Raw genomic sequence first — 20,331 nt, 5'->3', positions numbered from 1 at the left:
GAAGTGACGGATACGACGTGGTCGATCTGAACGGCTTTGGCGTCGGCTCGGTCGAATTGGAGCACCTCGCCGGAATACGGATCGGCGAGGACCCCGCTCAGCACCACGCAGTCGCGGGTGCCGTCGCGGAAGGCCACCGAGCGGAGATCGAGCGCGAGAACGTTGTTGCGGGTGTCGCACCCGTCGTGGCCGGCCGCGGCGTCCTGGTCGTCGGTCCAGGCCGGGCCGAAGACGCACAACTCCTTGCCGGAACACCCGCGCTGGTATCCGCCGGGGTGCGGACGGGACTCGACCGTCGCGACCCGGCCGAGCAACTCCTCGATGTGTGCGCGGGGCGGACTGCCCGGAGCGGGGCCGGGGCCGCTGAGGTCGAGAAGCGACACCCCGCAACCGCAGACCGTCAGGATCGCCGCCACCCACGCGGCCACGTACAGAAGTCTCATGCGTCCCCCGGCGCTCGACCCATCTCCCCCTACCACCGGGAGTATGCACCGGGCCCCCGACAGGTCAAGTGAAGGGGAGGCGCACCGCGGCGATCGACGACAGGTGCGTGCCGTCGTGGCCGATCACCCAGGAACCGCCGCTCTGCCGGCATTCCGCGAGTAGATCGAGGGTGCGGAGGAGGAAGAAGATCGCCTCGCTGGGGGTGGGGGTGACCGCAAGCCTGTGTGCCTCACCGTGTTTCATCCCGTCGAGCCACACACCCGACTGTCCGTCCAGTCGAATCGTGACGATGTGCGTGGCATCGACGAAGGCGTACTTCCGTTGCTCCCACGGAGTGGTGAGCGCGTACCCCTGTTCGAGAACCTGGATCAGGATGCTCATGGCCGACTCCCGAGTGTCCGGCAGCTACGTCTCTCCAGCATCTACCTCGGGACGGGTGAAAGCCAGACCTGCTAACCGAACTCGATCACGACCTTGCCGCTCGTGTGACCGGATTCGACCATCGCGAGAGCGTCACCGGCGTGCGCGAACGGGAATCGGTGAGCGACCCGCGGATCGAGGGTCCCGTCGGCCACCAGCGCGGCCAGCTCCGCGAACACCGCGGACGTTCGGCGCCGTTCCACCCCCGAGCCGCCGAGATCCCGCGCGGCGAGCGGGTCGCCGGTGCTGATGATCGCCGCCGGATCCGCGACCGACCGCGCCGCCTCGGCGAGCGCGTCACCGCCGACGAGGTCGAAGACGGCGTCGACCGGGCCGGGTATGCGTGCGGCCAGTCCCGCTCCGGACGCCACCCAGATGGCGCCGAGCGATTCGACTACCTCCCGCTTGCTCTCGCTCGCGACTCCGATCACGGTGACGTCCCACGCCGTGGCCAACTGCAGCGCCGCCACCCCCACGCCGCCGCCCGCGCCGACGACGAGCAACCGATTGCCGGGCGCCAGATCCAGGGCGGTCAGCGCGTCGTACGCGGTTCCCGCCGCGACGGGGAGCGTGGCCGCATCCGCGAACGAGACCGGGTCGGGCTTGTGCGCCGCTGAGGCCGTGTTGACCAGGGTGTACTCGGTGTATCCGCCGAACCCGGTGGAGGTTGCGCCGAACACGGCATCGCCGACCGCGAAGCCGGTCACCCGGGGGCCGACGTCCGCGACCACACCGGCGACCTCCCGGCCGAGAACGGCGGGAAGGGTGACGGGGACGGTGTCCTTGCGCGTTCCCGCCCGCACCTTCCAATCGGCGGGATTCACGCCGGCCGCGTGGACGGCGACCAGCAATTGTCCGGGCCCGGGGGAAGGGACGGGGACGTCGAAGAACTGCTGCGTCTCGGGGCCGCCGTACTCGCTGAAGCCGTATGCCATGCTCACGCCCACAGTCCTATCACGAACCGGGGCCGGGATTCGGGCACGACGAAGGCCCGCCGACGTGGAGTCGGCGGGCCTTCTCGTGAGAACTCAGCCGCCCAGGGAACCCAGGGAACCTGTGCCTCCGCCGCCACCGCCGCCACCCATCAACGGTCCGAGGACCTGGATGAGCTGAACGAGGACTTCCAAGATCTGTTCCATGTCCATTTTGTCTTCCTCCGATCACTGCGATCACGTACGGCAGCGATCCCGGTGAGTTACCGGCGTGGACAGCCGCCAACTCGTTCATCGGTGGAATATGGTCGAGGGTTACATGTCACGAGCAGGGATTTCACGCGCTGTCGGTCGCACCTGCTTGGATGGGTGCATGCTGCACGGCCTCTGGACACCGGGTTCGGGTCTCATGCTGTGGGTGGAGGACCGGAATCCGGCCGCCTCGGAGCCGACGGATGCGGTCGGGCGGGTGCTGGCACGGAAGTTCCGGCATCACGTGAAGGTGCCGATGCCGACGCCGTCGGGGCCGGAGATGCTCGAGTGGGCCGCGGTCGCGCTCGCACCGCCGGATGCGACGGAGTTCCTGCTGTCGGTCTCGGGCCGCGACCCCCGGGTCGCCGGGGATCTGCGCTACCTCGCCCACGTCGCCCGCGGTGTCGAGCGGTGGGCACGCGCCGGCCGGGTGGTGCCCGAGGTGCACCGGGCGGAGGGCGGCTGGTGGCCGCGCTGGCGGCTGCTCGGCGGTGAACGGCAGCGTGCGTGGCTCACGGAGCTGGCCGTCGCGATGCCGCCGGTCCAGCGTCACGGCACGACCCCCCGGGCCGTGCTCGACGACATGGTCACCGAGCTGACCGACCCCGTCGCCCGCCGTGTCCTCGAACGCAGGCATCCGGACGATTCCGGCAGCGACGCGGACCATCTGCTGATCGCGGCGCTCGTGCGCGGGGACCAGTTCGACGAGGGCACCGCCCAGCTGTCGGGTTCGCTGGACGGGTGGCGCGACAGCCTCAAAGTGGACGAACCCGAACTGGTGCTGCGGCTCCTCGAGCCGGAAGACGTTGACGTGGAGGCGGACTGGGATCCGGACACGGTGCTGTGGCGACTGGAGGTCTGTCTTCGTCCGGAAGGCGAAGCGCCGGTGCCGATTCCGTTGCACCGCACGGAGGCGAGCCGCCTGCAGATCGGGGTGCGCAAGCTGACGGAGGCCGTGGCCGCCTACCCGCGACTGCAGGACGTCCCCAGTGATCCCGACAGCCTGGACCTGATGTTGCCCACCGCCGTGGTCATCGACCTCGTCGGACACGGGGCGGTGGCGTTGAAGGAGAAGGGCATCAGCCTGCTGCTGCCGCGGGCGTGGAGTGTGGCGTCGCCGTCGATGCGGCTGAGGGTGAGCTCGCCGAGCACTCCGGCGAGCGCGGAGAACCGGGCCGTCGGCAAAGACCAGCTGGTGCAGTACAACTGGGAACTGGCACTCGGCGACACGGTCCTCACCGCCGCGGAGATGAATCGACTGGTCAACTCGAAGAGTGATCTCGTGCGACTGCGCGGTGAGTGGGTCCGGGCGGATCAGGAAGTGCTCTCCCGCGCCGCGCGTTACGTGACGGAGCGGCACGCCAGCGGCGACCGGGCCATCGTGGACCTGCTGAAGGACCTGATCGCGGACGATCTGTCCGACCTTCCCGTCGAGGAGGTCACGGCCACCGGCTGGGCGGCCGCGTTGCTGGACGGCGACACGAAGCCGCAGGACGTGCCGACCCCGGACGGCTTGGACGCGACGCTGCGCCCGTATCAGAAGCGGGGGCTCGACTGGCTGGTCTTCATGAGCCGCCTCGGCCTCGGCGCCGTCCTCGCCGACGACATGGGTCTCGGCAAGACGCTGCAGTTGCTCGCACTGCTGGCACACGAGAACGCCGCGACACCCACCTTGCTGGTGTGCCCGATGTCGGTGGTCGGCAACTGGCAGCGCGAGGCGGCACGCTTCGTTCCCTCGCTGCGGGTGCTCGTCCACCACGGTCCGCAGCGGCTGAGCGGTGAGGAGTTCACCGCCGCCGTGACGCAGAGCGATCTGGTGATCACCACGTACGCGCTGCTGGCTCGCGACGTCGCGCACCTGAAGGAGCAGGACTGGCGGCGTGTCGTGCTGGACGAGGCGCAGCACATCAAGAACGCGAAGACGTCCCAGGCGCGGGCGGCGCGGAGCATTCCGGCGGCGCACCGCGTCGCTTTGACGGGCACTCCGGTCGAGAACCGCCTCGACGAACTGCGCTCGATCCTCGACTTCGCGAACTCGGGCATCCTGGGTTCGGAGGCAATGTTCCGCAAGCGCTTCGTGGTGCCGATCGAGCGGGAGCAGGACCAGACGGCCGTCGCCCGGCTCCGCGCGGTCACGTCGCCGTTCGTGCTGCGCCGCGTCAAGACCGATCCCGCGGTCATCGCCGACCTCCCGGACAAGTTCGAGATGACGGTCCGTGCCAACCTCACCGCCGAGCAGGCCGCGCTGTACCGGGCGGTGGTCGACGACATGATGGCGCAGATCAAGGACAAGAAGGGGATGAAGCGCAAGGGGGCCGTCCTCGCCGCCCTGACGAAACTCAAGCAGGTGTGCAACCACCCGGCGCACTTCCTGCGCGACGGGTCGGCGGTGATGCGGCGTGGACAGCACCGCTCCGGCAAGCTGGGGCTCGTCGAAGACATTCTGGACTCGGTGGTCGCGGACGGCGAGAAGGCGTTGCTGTTCACCCAGTTCCGGGAATTCGGCGACCTCGTGACCCCGTACCTCGCGGAGCGTTTCGGTACTCCCGTGCCGTTTCTGCACGGGGGCGTCTCCAAGCAGAAACGCGACGACATGGTGGCCTCGTTCCAGGGTGACGACGGGCCGCCGATCATGATGCTCTCGCTGAAGGCGGGCGGGACGGGCCTGAACCTCACCGCGGCCAATCACGTCGTTCACCTCGACCGGTGGTGGAACCCGGCGGTCGAGAACCAGGCCACGGACCGGGCGTTCCGGATCGGTCAGCGGCGGGACGTGCAGGTGCGCAAGCTCGTGTGCGTCGGCACCCTGGAAGAGCGGATCGACGCGATGATCGCCACCAAGCAGGAGTTGGCGGATCTCGCCGTCGGGACGGGCGAGAACTGGGTGACGGAGATGAGCACCGAGCAACTCGGTGAACTGCTCCGGCTCGGCGACGAGGCGGTGGGCGAATGACGAATCGGCGACCCGCGCCGTACTTCGGCCAGTACGGCAAGCGTCGACCGGTGACGGGCGGGCTGGAGGCACGATCCCAGCGTGGATCGTTCGGGCGCACGTGGTGGGGCCGCGAATTCGTCGACATCATCGAGTTCGTCGCCGACAAGGGCCGGATGAGCCGCGGGCGAAGCTACGCGCGCAGCGGACAGGTCATCTCGCTCGAGATCGCCGGTGGGATGGTCACGGGGGAGGTCCAGGGCAGTCAGCTCCAGCCGTTCGTCGCCACCGTCTCGATCGATCGCCTCGACGAGGCGGAGGTCGCGGAACTCGTCGCGCTGGTGCGTCGGCAACCCGGCAGTCTCGCGACGTTGGCGGGTGGCGGAGTTCCGGAGGTTCTCGGACCCCTGCTGCTGCCCGCCGGGGCGTCCGCGCTGAACTACGACTGCACCTGCCCGGACGACGGCTGGCCGTGCAAACATGCGGCGGCGGTCGCGTACCTCACCACCGAACGCATCGACGAGAACCCGCTCGAGATCCTGACGCTGCGCGGCGTCGACCTGGACATGCTGATCGACGGTGTCGGCGGCGACTCCTCCGACGTGGACGTCGACGACTGGTTCGGCGACGAGTCCCAGTTGCCCGACCTGCCCGACGCCGACTTCCGGGCGGCGATCGACGACCTCGACCCGCTGCTGCTGCGGAAGGCGATCCGATCGGTCAGTGAGGACGAGCGTGCGGTGGACGCCGCGATCCGAGAGCTGAAAGCGCTGTACCAGCACTTCCGCTGACCGTGCGATGATGAGGACGCGGAAGCTCGCCTCGTTCCGCGACCGGGAGCTGGTCAGTCATGTTGACGGTCTACCTGCTCGGCGAACAGCGCGTATCGAACCCGGAGGATGTCAGGGTCGGCCCCATCTCGTCACGGGCGATCGCGTTGCTGGCCTACCTCGTGCTGCACGCCGGTCTCGCACAGTCCAGGACCCGCCTCGCGGGGCTGTTCTGGCCCGAGTCGAGCGAGCAGCAGGCCCGCACCAACCTCCGGCGGGAACTGCACAATCTCCGGGCCCTCCTGGGATCGGACGGTGCGCTCGCGGCAGACGGGCCGACGCTCACGTGGACGGACTCGTCGTCGTGCCGGGTGGACGTCGACACCTTCCGCAACGAGCGGTCGGCCGCCGTCGCGGCCCTCGCCGATTCCGACCCACGGGCATTTCTCGACCACGCGGACCGAGCGATCGACACCTATCGCGGCGAGCTCATGCCCGGAACGTACGAAGACTGGGTCCTCGAGCACCGCGAGGTGCTGCGCAGGCAGTGCGTCGAACTCTGCGAGGCGACGGTGCGGGTGTTGCGGGAGTCGGGTGACATGGAGACCGCCACGGCGTGCGCGCGCCGGCGTATTCAGCTCGATCCCCTGGAGGAGGTCGGGTACCGGATTCTCATGGAACTGCAGGCCGCGTCGGGTGACCGGGCGGCGGCGATGACCACCTACCACCGATGCGCGGCCGTTCTCGAGACCGAACTCGGGGTCACGCCGAGCGCGGCGACCAGCAGGCTGTTCGACCACCTGCTGGGGGAGCACCCGAGGGTCGGTGCCGGCGCGGCTCGCCGGTCCGAACGCGTCCGGACCGCGGTACCCGCTCTGATCGGGCGGGAGCGTGAACGCGGGGAACTGCAGCGGCGGTGGCAGCAGTCCCTCGACGGCAGGCAGGGACTGCTGCTCGTCTCGGGGGACGCGGGTGTCGGCAAGACCCGGTTGACCACCGAACTCGCGGACATCGCCCGCGCCGACGGGGCGGTGGTGGCGACCACGCGGTGTTTCGGACTGCCGGGCCGCGTCGCGCTGGCGCCCGTCGCCGAGTGGCTGCGCAGCCCGGAATTTCGGTCCGCGATCGGGTCTCTGAATCCGTTGTGGCGGGCCGAGGTCGAACGGCTGGTCCCGAGCGCCGAGCCCGGGCCGCGACCGTCGACGTCCCGGGCGATGGTCGACGCCTGGCAGCGTCACCGCTTCTTCGAGGGAACGACGCGTGCGGTGCTGTCGTCGGGCCGGCCGGTCCTGCTCGTCCTCGACGATCTGCAGTGGTGCGACGCGGAGACGACGGCCTGGCTGGCCTTCCTGCTCTCACTCGACACCCACATGCGGGTACTGGTGGCTGCGACCGCCCGCACGGATGAGGCGCGGTCGCGTCACGATGTGCGGGACGCGCTGCGGGCGCTCCGGGCGGCACGGCTGGTCACGGACGTCGAGGTGGACCCGTTGACCGCGGACGGGACCGCGGAACTGGCGCGCTCCCTCGGCGGCCGGGCGCTGGACTCGTCGGAGGAGGCGGTCCTGTACGCCGCGACCGGGGGCTACCCGCTGTACGTCGTGGAGGCCGCCAGGATGGTGCCGGGCATGGATGCGACCGGGCGCGGCGGGGCCGCCGACGACCTCGGCGAGGTGCTGCAGCGGCGGCTCGAACAGTGCTCGGAACCCGCGCGGGACGTCGCAGGCCTCGCCGGTGCGCTCGGCACGGATTTCGATCTGGACCTGCTCAGCGAGGCGAGCGACCTGGACGCGGATTCTCTCGTCCAGGCGGTGGACGAGCTGTGGCGGCGGAGGATCGTCCGGCCGGCGGGCACCGGCTACGATTTCGTGCACGACCTGGTCCGGGAGGCCGCGTACCGCTCGGTCAGCCCGCCGCGACGCTGGCTCCTGCATCGGCGGCTGGCGCAGGGACTCGAACTTCTCCACGCCGGCCGCACCGACGACGTGGCAGCGCAACTCGCCGAGCAGTATCGGCGCGGCGGCCGCCCCGACCGCGCGCTCCACTATCTGCAGCGCGCCGCCGAGGTGGCAGCCAGCGTGTTCGCGAACGCGGAGGCTCTGCGGCATTTCCGGGACTGCCTCGACCTCCTCGAGGCGATGCCGGTGGGCCGCAACCGGGACGCTCACGAGGTGGATGTGCGGCAGGGCATGTCGGCGCCGCTGACCACCCTGTACGGGTACTCCTCCGCCGAGCTCGAGCAGACGCTGGACCGCACGGTGGAGCTGGGGCAGCGTCTGCGCCGGCCGAAAGTCGTGCTCGGTGCCCTGATCGGATTGTTCGCGACACACTTCGTGCAGGGGCACACCGCGCAGGCTCACGGCATCGGCGTGCGTGCCCTCGAACTGTCCGCGGCCGATCCGGAATTCGAGGGTCAGGCGCAGTTCGCCGTGGCGGGGGCTGCCCTGGGTCTCGGCCGGCCGAGGGATGCGATCGAACATTTCGACGTCGCGCTGGGATCGTTCTCCGACGACTATTCCTTCATCCTCGGGACCAGGCTCGAAGTGCATGCCCACGCCTGGGAGTCGCACGCGTACTGGATGATCGGTGACGAGCAGAAGGCGGCGCGGTCGTGTGCGGATGCCCTCGCACTGGGCAGGACCTGCGGCCACCCCTACAGTCTCGCGGTGGCGTTGGGATACGCGTCGGTGCTGTATCAGATCCGCGGCGACGACGCCGCGCTCCTCGCCTCGCTCACCGAGTTGCGGGAGCTCTGCGAGCGCTACCATTTCGCCTACTACAGCCAGTGGTCCCAGATCCTCGAAGGCCGGCTCCTCGGCGGCGAACCGGGAATCGCGAAGATCCGCGAGGGGCTCGCCGAGTTGCGCCGGCAGCGGGCGTTCGCGCGTATGCCGTACTGGCTCTCACTGCTGGCGGAGGTCCAGATCGACGTCGGGTGGAGGGACGCGGCCCGCGCCACGCTCGATGCCGCCAAGATCGCCGCCGAGCAACACGACGACCGCTGGTGGTTGCCGCAGGTGTTGCGACTGCGTGCGGACGCCGGACCGTTCGCGGGCGGGGCGCCGGCGCGAACGGTGCGCGAACGCCGGACTCCTACGGTGTGAATTACCAGGTACGGCCGTTCCGGGGCCTGCCGATCCGAGGAGAAGGCCATGAGTACCACCACCACGAATTCGACACCGTCGACGACGACACCGCCGCCCTACGCGGAACTGGCCGCCTCGCTGCGCGGAGAGTTGATCACCCCCGACGACGCCGGCTACGACGACGCGCGCGCGGTGTACAACGCGATGATCGACCGTCGACCCGCGGCCATCGCGCGGTGCGCCAACGCCGCGGATGTCGTCGCGTGCGTGAAGTTCGCGCGGGAACATCACGTCGAACTCGCGGTTCGCGGCGGAGGACACAACGCGGGAGGTCTCGGCGTGTGGGACGGCGCCCTCGTGATCGATCTGTCGGGGATGCGCGGAACCACGGTGTCGCCCGCCGACCGGACCGTCCGGGTGGACGGCGGGTGCACCTGGAGCGACGTCGACCATGCCACCGTGCCGTTCGGCATGGCCACCCCGTCCGGGTTCATCGCGTCCACCGGTGTCGGCGGGCTGACGCTCGGCGGCGGAATCGGCTACCTGACGCGCCGTTTCGGTCTCACCGTGGACAACCTGCTCAGCGCCGACGTCGTCCTCGCCGACGGCACACTGGTGACGGCGAGCGAACGATCCCATCCGGACCTGTTCTGGGCGCTGCGGGGAGGCGGCGGAAACTTCGGTGTGGTCACGTCGTTCCAGTTCGCGTGTCACGACATCGGTGACCACGGCACCGTCGTCGGCGGGCCGGTGCTGTACGACCTGGAAGACACGCCGGACGTGATGCGGTGGTACCGCGAACTCCTGCCGTCGCTGCCCGAGGAACTCAACGGCTGGATCGGGCTGCTGACCATTCCGCCCGCGCCGCCGTTCCCGGAGGAACTGTGGGGACGCAAGGCGTGCGGCGTCGTCTGGTGCTACACGGGTGACCCGGACAAGGCCGACGCGGTACTCGAACCGATCCGCGACTTCGGAAACCCGCTGCTGGTCGGACTCCACGAAATGCCCTTCACCGCATTGCAATCCGCCTTCGACGGACTGTACCCGGCCGGATTGCAGTGGTACTGGCGCGCGGACTTCGTCCGGGAGATCTCCGACGACGCCATCGACATTCATCTGGAGTTCGGCCGTCAGCTGCCCACCGGGCATTCGACGATGCACATGTATCCCATCGACGGCGCGGCGACGCGGGTGGCCGAGGATGCCACGGCGTTCGCGTACCGGGACGGCGGCTGGGCCGGGGTGATCGTCGGTGTCGACCCGGATCCGGCCAACGCCGAGGTCATCACGGACTGGGCCAAGCGGTACTGGGAGGCCCTCCACCCGACGACCGCGGGCGGGGCGTACGTCAACTTCATGATGTCCGAGGGCGAGGACCGCGTGCGTGCCTCCTACCTCGGCAACTACGACCGGCTCGCGCAGGTGAAGGCGAAGTACGATCCGGACAACCTCTTCCATGTGAACCAGAACATCCGTCCCGCGGTCCGGTCGGAGCAATAGGCGCAGCCGTATGGATCCGGGGCAGGTGTGGGCGGCGGCACGGCCCGTCCTGATCGGCGCGGCAGCGGGCCTGCTGGCCGTCTGGGTGGTGCTGGCGCTCGTGCTGTGGCGATCGAGACTCGACAGCACCCGGATCGGGGAGACGATCCGGGTGCTGCCGGACCTGCTCCGTCTCCTGCGCCGGCTCGCAGCCGACCCGGACCTGCCCCGGGGTCTGCGCGTCCGGCTCGTCCTGCTGCTGGTCTATCTCGCGGTTCCGATCGACCTGATACCCGATTTCGTCCCCGTCATCGGATACGCCGACGACGTGATCATCATCGGCCTCACGCTTCGCTCGGTGATTCGCCGCGCAGGTCCGCAGGTCGTGGATCGGCACTGGCCGGGCACACCTGAAGGACTCGAGGCCGTGCGCCGGGTAACGTGCCTTCCCACCTGCTCGTGACGTCCGGACCGAGAGGATCCCGCCATCAGTACCTCCCGAGACGACCTGCCCGCTTTCACGTACCCCGAGGTGGGTGCGAGCCGCGATGTTCCCTTCCCGGCGGGATATCACCATCTGATCGAGCAGAAGGTGATCGGCTACGGGGCAGACGCATTCGACGCGGCCGCCACCCACCTGTGTGCCTGGGGCATGCACCGCGACGCCGGGCTGGACGTGCGGGCCGACGCTCCGACGGCCTCGCCCGGCACGTCGGTCGAACTGCGATGGGGCATCGGTCCGGTCCGGCTGACGTTCTCCTGCCGCGTCGTGTACGTGCTCGACGAACCGCGTCGCAAGGGATTCGCGTACGGGACGCTGCCGGGTCACCCCGAGCGCGGCGAGGAGAGCTTCGTCGTCGAACAGCGGCCGGACGGCACCGTCCTCGCGACCATCTCGGCGTTCTCGAAACCGGGCCGGTGGTTCACCCGGCTCGGCGGGCCCGCCGGCCGGGTCGTGCAGAGGGTGATGACGCGCAAATATCTCGAAGCGTTGGCCGAGGCCGCACGGTAGGCCGGAGCGTCCGGATCACGTATTCTCGTGGTTGGACCGGACCGGACGGGACCTTTGCAGTCCGACTGCCTGATCCGATGTGTCCGACCCCTGACAGAGCTGGAGCCGCCGGAATGATGCCCGTACATCTACGCGACAGCGTGATTCCGAAGCACGAGCAACTCCGTGCCATCCTGCTGCACAAGTGCACCAAGGAACTTCAGCCCGGCGACCTGATGACGAGTGAACGAAAACTGATGCAGGACTACGGCGTCAGTCGCATCACGGTTCGTGAGGCGATCGGGCAGCTCGTCAACGAGGGTCACCTGGTGCGGGTGCGTGGCAAGGGCACGTTCGTCGCGCATCGTCCGGTGCAGTCGAAACTCCACCTGGCCTCGTTCACAGAGGAGATGCGGGCGCAGGGGCACAAGCCGACGACGGTGGTGCTCCAGAGCGAGGAGGACGCGGCGCCGGAGGCCACCGCGAAGGCGCTGCGCATTGCGCCGGACACCAGCGCCTATCACGTCAAACGGCTGCGGCTGGCGGACGGCGAACCGGTCAGCGTCGACGACGGCTGGTTCAACGCCGCGCTGCTTCCCGGCCTGCTGGACCTCGACCTCACCGGCTCGATCTACCGGGCGACCGCCGACAAGTACGGCATGCCGATCGACCGGGCGGAGCAGACCGTGAGCGCCGACGGGGCGAGCCAGGAGATCGCGACCCTGCTCGGCATCAAGAAGGGCGCCCCGGTGATGTACTTCGACCGGGTGTCCTTCAGCGGTCCCACACCGGTCGAGCACACCCGCAGCTGGTACCGGTCCGATCGCTACCAGCTGCAGATGGAAGTTCAGGGGGAGCGGGCTCAGCGCAGCGTCTGAGCCCGGCCGCCCTTCCGTTCTACGGCGCCGTCCAGTCGAACAGGGCGTCGCCGGTGGTCACGTCGGATCCGATGGTGTCGGTCGACACCGAATCCGGCTTGGAGTCCATCACGACGATCGGGCAGATGGCGGAGTATCCGGTGCCGTCGATCTCGGTCGGATCGAATCGCACCACGGGATCACCCGCGTCGACGTCGTCGCCTTCCGCTGCCAGCAGGGTGAACCCGTCGCCCTTCAGCTTCACGGTGTCGATTCCCAGGTGTACCAGCACACCGCCGCCCGCCGAGCCCAGGATGACGAACGCGTGCGGGTGCAGTTTGAGGATCTTGCCCGAGATCGGCGCGAGCACGTCGAGGGCGCCACGGTCGCGCGCCGGTTCGATCGCGACTCCGGAACCCACCATCTGGCCGGCGAATACGGGGTCGGGCACGTCGGCCAGGGCAAGCACGCGGCCGGGCAGTGGAGCCTGCACGGACAGGCTCACAGGATGTCCTCGATGTCCTCGGCCAGCGTGTCCGCCTCGGGGCCGACGATGACCTGCACGACGCTGCCCGCCTTCAGGACGCCGTGGGCGCCTGCTGCCTTGAGCGCGGCCTCGTCGACCTTGGCGCCGTCCTTGACCTCGGTGCGCAGCCGGGTGATGCAGGCCTCGATCTCGACGATGTTGTCGGCACCGCCGAGGCCGCTGATGATTGCGTCCGCTTTGGACATCGGTTCTCCCTCGTAGTTCGTGTTCGAGCTGCAGGTGATGGTGCCGGATGGGTTAGCTGGATCACATTTGCCTGTTGACATCCTGTGCTCACCTGGTCAAACTAGCAACTGGTTATGACCGGACAGTACCCGTTGGGGGTGCTGGTCCACAATAGTTTTCCCGAAGCCGTACGACGCGCTCGCCGCCGCCGGTTTCGGGACTCACCAGACGCCGATTCGGCGACCGAAGCGCACAGAGAAGGCCGATATGACTGTCGTAGACAGCCCGAAAAAGGAATCAGCGGTGTTTGCCGGGTTACAGCGCCTCGGGCGCAGCCTGATGCTGCCGATCGCGGTACTTCCCGCGGCCGGCATCTTGCTGCGGCTCGGCCAGGACGACCTCCTCGGCCGGTTCGACTCGATGCACACCGCCGCGTCCGTCATCTCCGCAGCCGGCCAGGCCGTGTTCACCTGGCTGCCCCTCATCTTCGCGGTGGGCATCGCCATCGGCTGGGCCAAGAAGGCAGACGGTTCCACCGCCCTGGCCGCAGTGGTCGGATACATGGTCATCAACGGCGTGTTCGAGGCCATGTCGCCGGTCGTCCTCGAAGGCAAGACCGACCCGAACGGCGACCAGGCGCTGATCAACTACGGTGTGCTCGCGGGCATCGTGATGGGTCTGCTGTCCGCCATTCTGTGGCAGCGGTTCTACCGCACCAAACTGCCCGACTACCTCGGATTCTTCAACGGGCGCAGGCTCGTTCCCATTCTCACCGCCCTCACCGGTCTCGTCGTCGGCGTCCTGATGGCCTTCCTGTACCCGGCATTCAACTCCGCCCTCACGTGGGTCGGCGAGACCGTCGCCGAGAACTCGGTGATCGGTGGCGGCGTCTACGGCATGGCCAACCGCCTGCTCATCCCGACCGGACTGCACCACATCCTGAACTCCACCGTGTGGTTTCTCGTCGGCGACTACCAGAACGCGAGCGGGGAACTCGTCCGCGGCGACCTCAACCGGTTCTTCGCCGGCGACCCGAGCGCCGGCATCTTCATGACCGGCTTCTTCCCAATCATGATGTTCGCCCTTCCTGCTGCCGCACTGGCGATCTGGCGCAACGCCCGGCCGTCGCAGAAGAAGCTCGTGGGTGGCATCATGCTCTCCACCGCGCTGACGGCGTTCCTCACCGGCATCACCGAGCCCCTCGAATTCGCGTTCATGTTCGTCGCCTGGCCGCTGTACCTGATCCACGCGTTCCTCACCGGCACCTCGATGGCGCTCGTCAACGCGCTCGGCATCCACGACGGATTCACGTTCTCCGCAGGCTTCTTCGACTACGTGCTCAACTTCGGCAAGGCCACCAACGCGTGGATGCTGATCCCCATCGGGCTCGGGTACGCGGTGATCTATTACGTCCTGTTCAGCTTCGTCATCAAGAAGTGGAACCTGCGCACTCCCGGTCGGGAGGACGACGCGGAAGCGAACGCCGACACGAACGCCGACACGGAAAAGGCAGGTCAGTGAGCATGGCTACACGAACGGTCCTCATCGGTTCGAAGGTCGGACTGCACGCCCGTCCCGCTGCGAAGTTCACCCAGGCCGCCGCGGCGGTACCGGTCGCAGTGCAGATCGCGGTCGGCGAGTCCGCGCCGGTGGACGCAGGCAGCATGCTCGCGGTGATGACGCTCGGCGCCGGATTCGGTACCGAGGTGACGATCACCGCGGAAGGGGAGGGCAGCGAGGAAGCTCTCGACCGCCTCGCCGACCTGCTCGCCTCCGACCTCGACGCCGCCTGATGTCGACGGCTACGGAAGTTCTCGTGCACGGCCTCGGGGTGAGTCCGGGGCTGGTCTGCGCACCCTGGCTCGCGTTCGGGACACCGGTCGCGACCTCGGCCGAAGACCCTGTCGGCGAATCGGTCACCGCCGAGGTCGCCCGGGTGCGGGACGCCCTCGCGACCGTGTCCGGCGACCTCGAAGCCCGCGCCGCCCAGGTGGACGGCGTCGCGTCCGAGATCCTGCTCGTGTCGGCGGCCATGGCCCGCGACCCGGGAATCGTGTCCGCCGCCGAAGAGAACCTTCTCGCCGGAATGCCGACGGCACACGCCGTGAGCGTCGCGTTCGACGGCTACTGCGCCACACTCGAGGCCCTCGGTGGGTACCTGGCCGAGCGCGTCGCGGACCTGCGTGACCTCGGGCATCGCGCGGTCGCGGTGCTGCTGGGAGTCCCGATGCCCGGCATCCCCGATCCCGGGTACCCATTCGTTCTCGTCGCCCGTGACCTGTCGCCCGCGGACACCGCGATGCTCGGCGGCAGCGACGTGGTCGGCCTGCTCACCGCCGAGGGCGGGCCGACGAGTCACACTGCGATCCTGGCGAAATCGCTCGGCCTGCCCGCGATCGTGAATTGCGCCGACCTCGACCGCTTGGCCGAGGGAAGGCCGGTGCTGCTCGACGGGACGACCGGCGAGATCGTCGTCGACCCCAGCGACCGCCGTCAGGCAGAGGTGGCCGAGCAGATCGCGGAGGCGCGAGCGCGGGTCGCCGCGACGAGCGGACCGGGCCGCACCCGGGACGGCGCACCCGTCGGCCTGCTCGTCAACATCGGCACCGTCGACGACGCCGCGCGTGCCGCCACCGCGGATTCGGAGGGCGTCGGGCTGTTCCGCACCGAATTCCTGTACCTCGGCAGGCAGATCGCACCCACCCTCGACGAGCAGATCGCGACCTACACGTCGGTGCTGGAGCAGTTCGCGGGACGCAAGGTGGTGGTCCGGACACTCGACAGCGGCTCCGACAAACCACTGCCGTTCCTCGACCTCGGCGCGGAGGAGAACCCGGCACTCGGCGTGCGCGGGCTGCGGGTCGGCACCGTCTACCCGAACGTCCTGGCCACCCAATTGGAGGCGCTCGGCGCCGCGGCGGCCGCCACCGGCGCGGACCTGTGGGTGATGGCGCCGATGGTCGCGACGGCCGAGGAGGCGGAGGGCTTCGCCGAGCTCGCCCGCTCAGCCGGTATCGCCAAGGTCGGGGCGATGATCGAAATCCCCTCGGCAGCACTGCGTGCGTGCGACCTGCTCGAACACCTCGATTTCGTCAGTATCGGGACCAACGACCTGAGCCAGTACACGTGTGCCGTGGACCGGATGGCAGGCAGTCTCGCCCCACTGCTCGACCCGTGGCAGCCCGCGGTCCTGGACCTCATCGGCCTGGTCGGCGCGGCAGGAGCGGAGGCAGGCGCACCCGTCGGTGTCTGCGGGGAGGCCGCGTCCGATCCCGCGCTGGCCCCGGTGCTGGTCGGGCTGGGCGTCACCAGCCTGTCCATGGTCGCCCCGTCGCTGGGTGCCGTGCGTGCCCGTCTGGCAGCCGCCGACCTCGGCCTGTGCCGGGAGATGGCGGTCGCCGCACGCGGCGCACGGTCCCCGCAGGCCGCACGATCGGCGGTCGCCGCTCTCACATCCGGAGCGCCTCGATGATCCTGCGGGGCAAGGTGGTCGTGGAGGACGGCGTCATCGCCGACGGTGTGGTGATCACCGACGGCGACCGAATCTCCTGGGTCGGGTCCGCGGTGCAGTACCGCGGAGAAGTGCCGCTACCGGAACCGAGTTCGTCGATACTGCTGCCGGGCCTGATCGACCTGCACTGCCACGGCGGCGCCGGCGCGGGATTTCCCAACGCCGACGCCGACGGGGCCCGGCGGGCCGCGGACCATCACCGCGAGCACGGCACCACCGGACTGCTCGGCAGCCTCGTCTCGGCAGGGGAGCAGGACCTGCTCCGACAGGCCGGAATCCTCGCCGATCTGGTGGAACGCGGTGAGCTCCTCGGGATCCACCTGGAGGGTCCGTTCATTTCCGGTGCCCGGTGCGGTGCGCAGGATCCCGCATCCGTGATCCCCGGCGATCCCGGCCTGTTCGAGAGGATCTGCGGTGCCGCGCGCGGCACCGTCCGGTCGATGACGCTCGCGCCGGAGACCGCGCACTTCGGCGAACTGCTCGCCGCGATGCGCCGGCTCGACGTGCTACCGAGCTTCGGTCACACCGACACCGACGCGGCGACCACGTCCGCGAGGATCGCCGACGCCGCCGGCGGCCCACTGACCGCCACACACCTGTTCAACGCGATGCCACCACTGCACCATCGCGCGCCGGGACCGGTGGCGGCATTCCTGGCCGCGGCCGGTCGCGGAGACATCGTCGTCGAATTGATCGCGGACGGAGTGCATCTCGCGCCCGAGACCGTGTCGATGGTGTTCGACACCGTCGGGCCCGACCAGATCGTCCTCGTCAGTGACGCCATGGCCGCCGCCGGTGTCACGGACGGCGACTACCAGCTCGGGCCCCTGGACGTGCGCGTCTCGCGCGGTATCGCCCGGCTCGCGACCACCGACGGGTCCGAGGGGGCCATCGCAGGCGGCACCGCACGGCTGCTGGACGTGGTCCGCACCGCCGTCGTCGACAGCGGCATCCGACTCGTCGACGCCGTCGCTTCCGCCACCAGGACCCCGGCCCGGCTGCTCGGCCTGGAGTCCGAACGCGGCAGCCTCGCCCCGGGCCGCCGCGCCGATATCGTCGTGACCGATCACCAACTGCGCCCCCGCGGCGTGTTCGTCGGCGGAATACCCGCCGAAACGGAAGGACTCGCATGGAAATCGTAATCCGGCAGACGCCGTCGGACGTCAGCTCGACCGTCGCGGACATCGTCGAGGGGTACGTGCGACGCGGTCCGACGACGCTGGGCCTCGCGACCGGCTCGTCCCCGCTCGGAAGCTACCGGGAACTCGCCCGCAGGCACCGTGAGTCCGGACTGGACTTCTCGGACGCACGCGCCTTCCTGCTGGACGAGTACGTCGGACTTCCGAAAACCCATGACCAGTCATACTTCTCGGTGATCCGCTCGGAGTTCGTCGACCACGTCAACCTCGACACCGACCGCGTGCTCAGCCCGAACGGCGAATCGCCCGACATCGCCGAGGAAGGTGCGCGGTACGACGCGGCCATCGCCGACGCGGGCGGCGTCGACGTGCAGCTTCTCGGCATCGGGACCGACGGCCACATCGGATTCAACGAGCCGGGCTCCGCGCTGACCTCACGCACCCGCGTCAAGACCCTCACCGAGCAGACCCGCCTCGACAACGCGCGGTTCTTCGACAGCGTCGACGACGTCCCGCACCACGTCCTCACGCAGGGGCTGGGCACCATCAGTGAGGCCCGGCACCTGGTGATGATCGCGTTCGGCAAGGGCAAGGCCGAGGCGATCGCTGCCGCCGCGGAGGGACCGCTCTCCGCATTCTGCCCGGCATCGGTAATGCAGCTGCACCGGCACGTCACCGTCGTGATCGACGAAGCCGCAGCGAGCAAGCTGCAACTCGCCGACTACTACCGGTATGCGCTGGAACACAAGCCTTCCTGGCAGTCGTTCTAGATGACACCCGTACTCGAATTGGCGGTCCAGGACGTCGCGGGCGCCCGGATCGCCCGACGTGCCGGAGCGGTGCGCGTCGAGTTGTGCACCGCACTCGGCGCGACCGGCGGGTTGACGCCGAGCATCGGCACGATCGAAGCGGTTGCGGCCCAGGGGATCGCGGTGCACCCGCTGATCCGTTGCCGGCCCGGCGGATTCGTCTACGACGCCGACGAGATCGCCGTGATGGCTCGCGACGTTCGGGCCGCGGTGAACGCCGGCGCGTCCGGGGTCGTGCTCGGTGCGCTCACCCCCGACATGTCCGTCGACCGCGACGCTCTGCGCCGCCTGCTCGACGGCATCGACCCGTACGCGGTCGAGGTGACGTTCCATCGTGCGATGGACGTCGTCGACGACCGGGCGACCGCCGTCGATACGCTCGCGCGGTCGGGCATCATCCGGGTCCTCACCTCGGGCGGAGCGCCACGGTGCATCGACGGCCTCGACGCCCTGTCCGGCATGGTCGCCCACGCGCACGGCCGGATCCAAGTGATGGCAGGTGGCGGGATCCGCGTCGAGGACATCGCCGCGGTCGCGGACACCGGCATCGACGCCGTGCATCTCTCCGCCCGCCGCACCGTCGCCGACAGCGGCGGTCCGGGCGGCGGGTCCGGCGGCTACGACGCCGTCGACGAAACCCTCGCCCGGGCAGCGGCGGAGGCTCTGGGGCTCTGATTCCTTCGATCCCTGTTGCCTCATGTCACGATGCCCGCGAAGTCTGATTCGTCGACTCATCCAGAAATGCCCGCGTGGCAGCGGCTTTCTTCGAGATAGCCGACGATGGTGCGTACTACGGTCCAGTTCTTCTGTTCCACACGAGCGCCGTCGTTGGGTTTCCGGGACGAAAGCGGGTGATCTGTTGTTTGTCGCACCAGTCGGGCAGGTCGTGGTGATGCGTACTCACCGATGGTGGTTTCGCCCTCGTGGCCGACCAGCTCGATTCGGGCGTTCCCCGGCGCCGCATCCTCCCACTGCGCCCAGGTGCGGATCGGGATCTCGGACTCGAACAGGGAACTGGCTTGGTATGTGATCGGCCTCGAGTGCCGTCCCGCCCGAAGCTATGTCGCTACGCCGGCATTTTCAGGTGAGGCGGACAATGGACTACGCGGGCGTTTCTGATGAGTCAACGCGGGCTATTGCCACTGGGTAAGGGCTGTTGCTAGAGTCGAACATGCATTCGAACGACCTTGGGGGAGGTTGGTTGTGGGGGAATTGGTGGCGCCGGATCTGGAGGAGTTGCGTGCGTTCGCGGCGCGGCTTCGGGGGGTTTCCGCCGACGGGGATGCGCGCTTGGGAATCGACCTGCTCGATGCGATCGAGGCGTTGAAGTCGGTCGGGTGTGCGGTGCAGGCGGTGATCACCGACGACGTCGCGACGAGTATTCGGGCGGACCGCAGGGCTCGGGGCTTGCCGCGGGTGGAGTGGGACCGGGGCATCGCGTCGCAGATTGCGTTGGCCCGTAGGGAGTCCCCGAACCGCGGCGGGCGGCGCCTGGGGTTCGCGCGGGCTCTGGTGCACGAGATGTTGAACGAATGGCGTGCGACGTTGTTGGTGCGGGAGACGGCGTGCCTGTCGGCGGCGGATCGGGGCATCGTGGATCGCCGGTTGTGTTCGGACCCGGCCATTCTCGACGGGGTCGGGGACCGGGGTCTGATCGCACGGGCGAAAGCGTTGGCGGTGGAGTTCGACGCCGCGTCCGTGGTGCGGCGGCATCGTAAGGCGGTGTCCGAGCGGCGGGTGACGACGCGGCCGGCGCCGGATTCGATGGCGTATCTGAGTGTGTTGATGCCGGTCGAGCAGGCCGTGTGTCTGCGGGCCACGCTGGGGCGGGACGCGGACAGTTTGATCGCGACCGGGAACAGTGGTGGCCGGACGCGCAATCAGCTGATGGTGGACCTGTTGTTCGACCGCGGCACCGGGCGGGCCGCTGCTGGTGGTGTTCCGGTGGCGGTGAATCTGGTGCTCTCGGACGAGACGTTGCTGGCCGGCGGGCACGA

General features: G+C 69.1%; 17 protein-coding genes and 2 pseudogenes. 14 read left to right on the top strand and 5 right to left on the bottom strand.

Features of this window, described 5'->3' with window-relative positions:
- The 3 genes and pseudogenes from AZG88_RS41030 to AZG88_RS41020 form a co-directional block, all read right to left on the bottom strand.
- Window positions 1-443: pseudogene (locus AZG88_RS41030) on the bottom strand (HNH endonuclease family protein); the annotation flags it as partial.
- 64 nt (window positions 444-507) lie between these two features.
- Window positions 508-825: a hypothetical protein gene (locus AZG88_RS41025; RefSeq protein WP_005252838.1), complete on the bottom strand. Its 318-nt coding sequence runs from the start codon at window positions 823-825 to the stop codon at window positions 508-510.
- A 71-nt stretch (window positions 826-896) separates the two neighbouring features.
- Window positions 897-1,799, bottom strand: a complete 903-nt coding sequence (locus AZG88_RS41020; protein WP_037182765.1) for an NADP-dependent oxidoreductase — start codon at window positions 1,797-1,799, stop codon at window positions 897-899.
- Window positions 1,800-2,169: 370 nt separating this feature from the next.
- Here AZG88_RS41020 and AZG88_RS41015 point away from each other — a divergent pair, with 370 nt between their 5' ends.
- The 7 genes from AZG88_RS41015 (at window position 2,170) to AZG88_RS40985 (ending at window position 12,184) form a co-directional block, all read left to right on the top strand.
- Window positions 2,170-5,001, top strand: coding sequence for a DEAD/DEAH box helicase (locus AZG88_RS41015; RefSeq protein WP_061700986.1), 2,832 nt, complete (start codon window positions 2,170-2,172; stop codon window positions 4,999-5,001).
- Window positions 4,998-5,771, top strand: a complete 774-nt coding sequence (locus AZG88_RS41010; protein ID WP_061044568.1) for an SWIM zinc finger family protein — start codon at window positions 4,998-5,000, stop codon at window positions 5,769-5,771. Before AZG88_RS41015 ends, AZG88_RS41010 begins: the two co-directional genes overlap by 4 nt.
- 59 nt (window positions 5,772-5,830) lie before the next feature.
- A complete protein-coding gene (locus tag AZG88_RS41005; RefSeq protein WP_061700985.1) occupies window positions 5,831-8,854 on the top strand; it encodes an ATP-binding protein in 3,024 nt (1,007 codons plus the stop codon).
- 48 nt (window positions 8,855-8,902) lie between these two features.
- Window positions 8,903-10,336 carry an FAD-binding oxidoreductase gene (locus AZG88_RS41000; RefSeq protein ID WP_061700984.1) on the top strand — a complete coding sequence of 478 codons (1,434 nt, stop codon included), beginning with the start codon at window positions 8,903-8,905 and terminating at the stop codon, window positions 10,334-10,336.
- Between the two features lie 10 nt (window positions 10,337-10,346).
- Window positions 10,347-10,778, top strand: a complete 432-nt coding sequence (locus tag AZG88_RS40995) for a YkvA family protein (RefSeq protein ID WP_005252847.1) — start codon at window positions 10,347-10,349, stop codon at window positions 10,776-10,778.
- A 69-nt stretch (window positions 10,779-10,847) separates the two neighbouring features.
- Window positions 10,848-11,327, top strand: a complete 480-nt coding sequence (locus tag AZG88_RS40990; protein WP_061044566.1) for a DUF1990 family protein — start codon at window positions 10,848-10,850, stop codon at window positions 11,325-11,327.
- Between the two features lie 113 nt (window positions 11,328-11,440).
- Window positions 11,441-12,184 (top strand): GntR family transcriptional regulator, encoded by a 744-nt coding sequence (locus tag AZG88_RS40985; RefSeq protein ID WP_005265200.1) that lies wholly within the window; start codon window positions 11,441-11,443, stop codon window positions 12,182-12,184.
- Window positions 12,185-12,203: 19 nt separating this feature from the next.
- Here AZG88_RS40985 and AZG88_RS40980 read toward each other — a convergent pair whose 3' ends face one another.
- On the bottom strand, window positions 12,204-12,668 hold the full coding sequence (locus AZG88_RS40980; protein WP_005252852.1) for a PTS sugar transporter subunit IIA: 465 nt from the start codon (window positions 12,666-12,668) through the stop codon (window positions 12,204-12,206).
- The gene (locus tag AZG88_RS40975) at window positions 12,665-12,895 is read right to left on the bottom strand and encodes a glucose PTS transporter subunit EIIB (protein WP_005563039.1); all 231 of its coding nucleotides are present in this window, start codon (window positions 12,893-12,895) and stop codon (window positions 12,665-12,667) included. Before AZG88_RS40975 ends, AZG88_RS40980 begins: the two co-directional genes overlap by 4 nt.
- 247 nt (window positions 12,896-13,142) lie before the next feature.
- Here AZG88_RS40975 and AZG88_RS40970 point away from each other — a divergent pair, with 247 nt between their 5' ends.
- The 7 genes and pseudogenes from AZG88_RS40970 to AZG88_RS40940 all read left to right on the top strand — a co-directional run.
- Window positions 13,143-14,396: a PTS transporter subunit EIIC gene (locus tag AZG88_RS40970; RefSeq protein WP_005252854.1), complete on the top strand. Its 1,254-nt coding sequence runs from the start codon at window positions 13,143-13,145 to the stop codon at window positions 14,394-14,396.
- On the top strand, window positions 14,393-14,668 hold the full coding sequence (locus AZG88_RS40965) for an HPr family phosphocarrier protein (RefSeq protein WP_005252856.1): 276 nt from the start codon (window positions 14,393-14,395) through the stop codon (window positions 14,666-14,668). The genes AZG88_RS40970 and AZG88_RS40965 overlap by 4 nt, the downstream gene beginning before the upstream one ends.
- Complete coding sequence (gene ptsP / locus AZG88_RS40960; protein ID WP_061700983.1) at window positions 14,668-16,347, top strand: phosphoenolpyruvate--protein phosphotransferase; 1,680 nt, start codon at window positions 14,668-14,670, stop codon at window positions 16,345-16,347. Before AZG88_RS40965 ends, ptsP begins: the two co-directional genes overlap by 1 nt.
- On the top strand, window positions 16,344-17,528 hold the full coding sequence (locus tag AZG88_RS40955) for an N-acetylglucosamine-6-phosphate deacetylase (protein WP_061700982.1): 1,185 nt from the start codon (window positions 16,344-16,346) through the stop codon (window positions 17,526-17,528). The genes ptsP and AZG88_RS40955 overlap by 4 nt, the downstream gene beginning before the upstream one ends.
- Window positions 17,516-18,295, top strand: coding sequence for a glucosamine-6-phosphate deaminase (gene nagB, locus AZG88_RS40950; protein WP_005265206.1), 780 nt, complete (start codon window positions 17,516-17,518; stop codon window positions 18,293-18,295). Before AZG88_RS40955 ends, nagB begins: the two co-directional genes overlap by 13 nt.
- Window positions 18,296-19,009, top strand: a complete 714-nt coding sequence (locus AZG88_RS40945) for a copper homeostasis protein CutC (protein ID WP_061044563.1) — start codon at window positions 18,296-18,298, stop codon at window positions 19,007-19,009.
- Between the two features lie 528 nt (window positions 19,010-19,537).
- A pseudogene (locus AZG88_RS40940) lies at window positions 19,538-20,331 on the top strand (13E12 repeat family protein); the annotation flags it as partial.

Origin of the sequence: Rhodococcus sp. LB1, assembly GCF_001583455.1 — a bacterium.
In the GTDB taxonomy this organism is placed as follows: Bacteria; Actinomycetota; Actinomycetes; order Mycobacteriales; family Mycobacteriaceae; genus Rhodococcus_F; species Rhodococcus_F opacus.
Note: the sequence above shows the minus strand (reverse complement) of the source record. Positions and strands in the feature narration are given on the sequence as shown.

What these genes read in the sequence shown, in the direction of transcription:
- AZG88_RS41025 (WP_005252838.1), bottom strand. Translation starts at nt 825, where the DNA reads ATGAGCATCCTGATCCAGGTTCTCGAACAGGGGTACGCGCTCACCACT.
- AZG88_RS41020 (WP_037182765.1), bottom strand. Translation starts at nt 1,799, where the DNA reads ATGGCATACGGCTTCAGCGAGTACGGCGGCCCCGAGACGCAGCAGTTC.
- AZG88_RS41015 (WP_061700986.1), top strand. Translation starts at nt 2,170, where the DNA reads ATGCTGCACGGCCTCTGGACACCGGGTTCGGGTCTCATGCTGTGGGTG.
- AZG88_RS41010 (WP_061044568.1), top strand. Translation starts at nt 4,998, where the DNA reads ATGACGAATCGGCGACCCGCGCCGTACTTCGGCCAGTACGGCAAGCGT.
- AZG88_RS41005 (WP_061700985.1), top strand. Translation starts at nt 5,831, where the DNA reads ATGTTGACGGTCTACCTGCTCGGCGAACAGCGCGTATCGAACCCGGAG.
- AZG88_RS41000 (WP_061700984.1), top strand. Translation starts at nt 8,903, where the DNA reads ATGAGTACCACCACCACGAATTCGACACCGTCGACGACGACACCGCCG.
- AZG88_RS40995 (WP_005252847.1), top strand. Translation starts at nt 10,347, where the DNA reads ATGGATCCGGGGCAGGTGTGGGCGGCGGCACGGCCCGTCCTGATCGGC.
- AZG88_RS40985 (WP_005265200.1), top strand. Translation starts at nt 11,441, where the DNA reads ATGATGCCCGTACATCTACGCGACAGCGTGATTCCGAAGCACGAGCAA.
- AZG88_RS40975 (WP_005563039.1), bottom strand. Translation starts at nt 12,895, where the DNA reads ATGTCCAAAGCGGACGCAATCATCAGCGGCCTCGGCGGTGCCGACAAC.
- AZG88_RS40970 (WP_005252854.1), top strand. Translation starts at nt 13,143, where the DNA reads ATGACTGTCGTAGACAGCCCGAAAAAGGAATCAGCGGTGTTTGCCGGG.
- ptsP (WP_061700983.1), top strand. Translation starts at nt 14,668, where the DNA reads ATGTCGACGGCTACGGAAGTTCTCGTGCACGGCCTCGGGGTGAGTCCG.
- AZG88_RS40955 (WP_061700982.1), top strand. Translation starts at nt 16,344, where the DNA reads ATGATCCTGCGGGGCAAGGTGGTCGTGGAGGACGGCGTCATCGCCGAC.
- nagB (WP_005265206.1), top strand. Translation starts at nt 17,516, where the DNA reads ATGGAAATCGTAATCCGGCAGACGCCGTCGGACGTCAGCTCGACCGTC.
- AZG88_RS40945 (WP_061044563.1), top strand. Translation starts at nt 18,296, where the DNA reads ATGACACCCGTACTCGAATTGGCGGTCCAGGACGTCGCGGGCGCCCGG.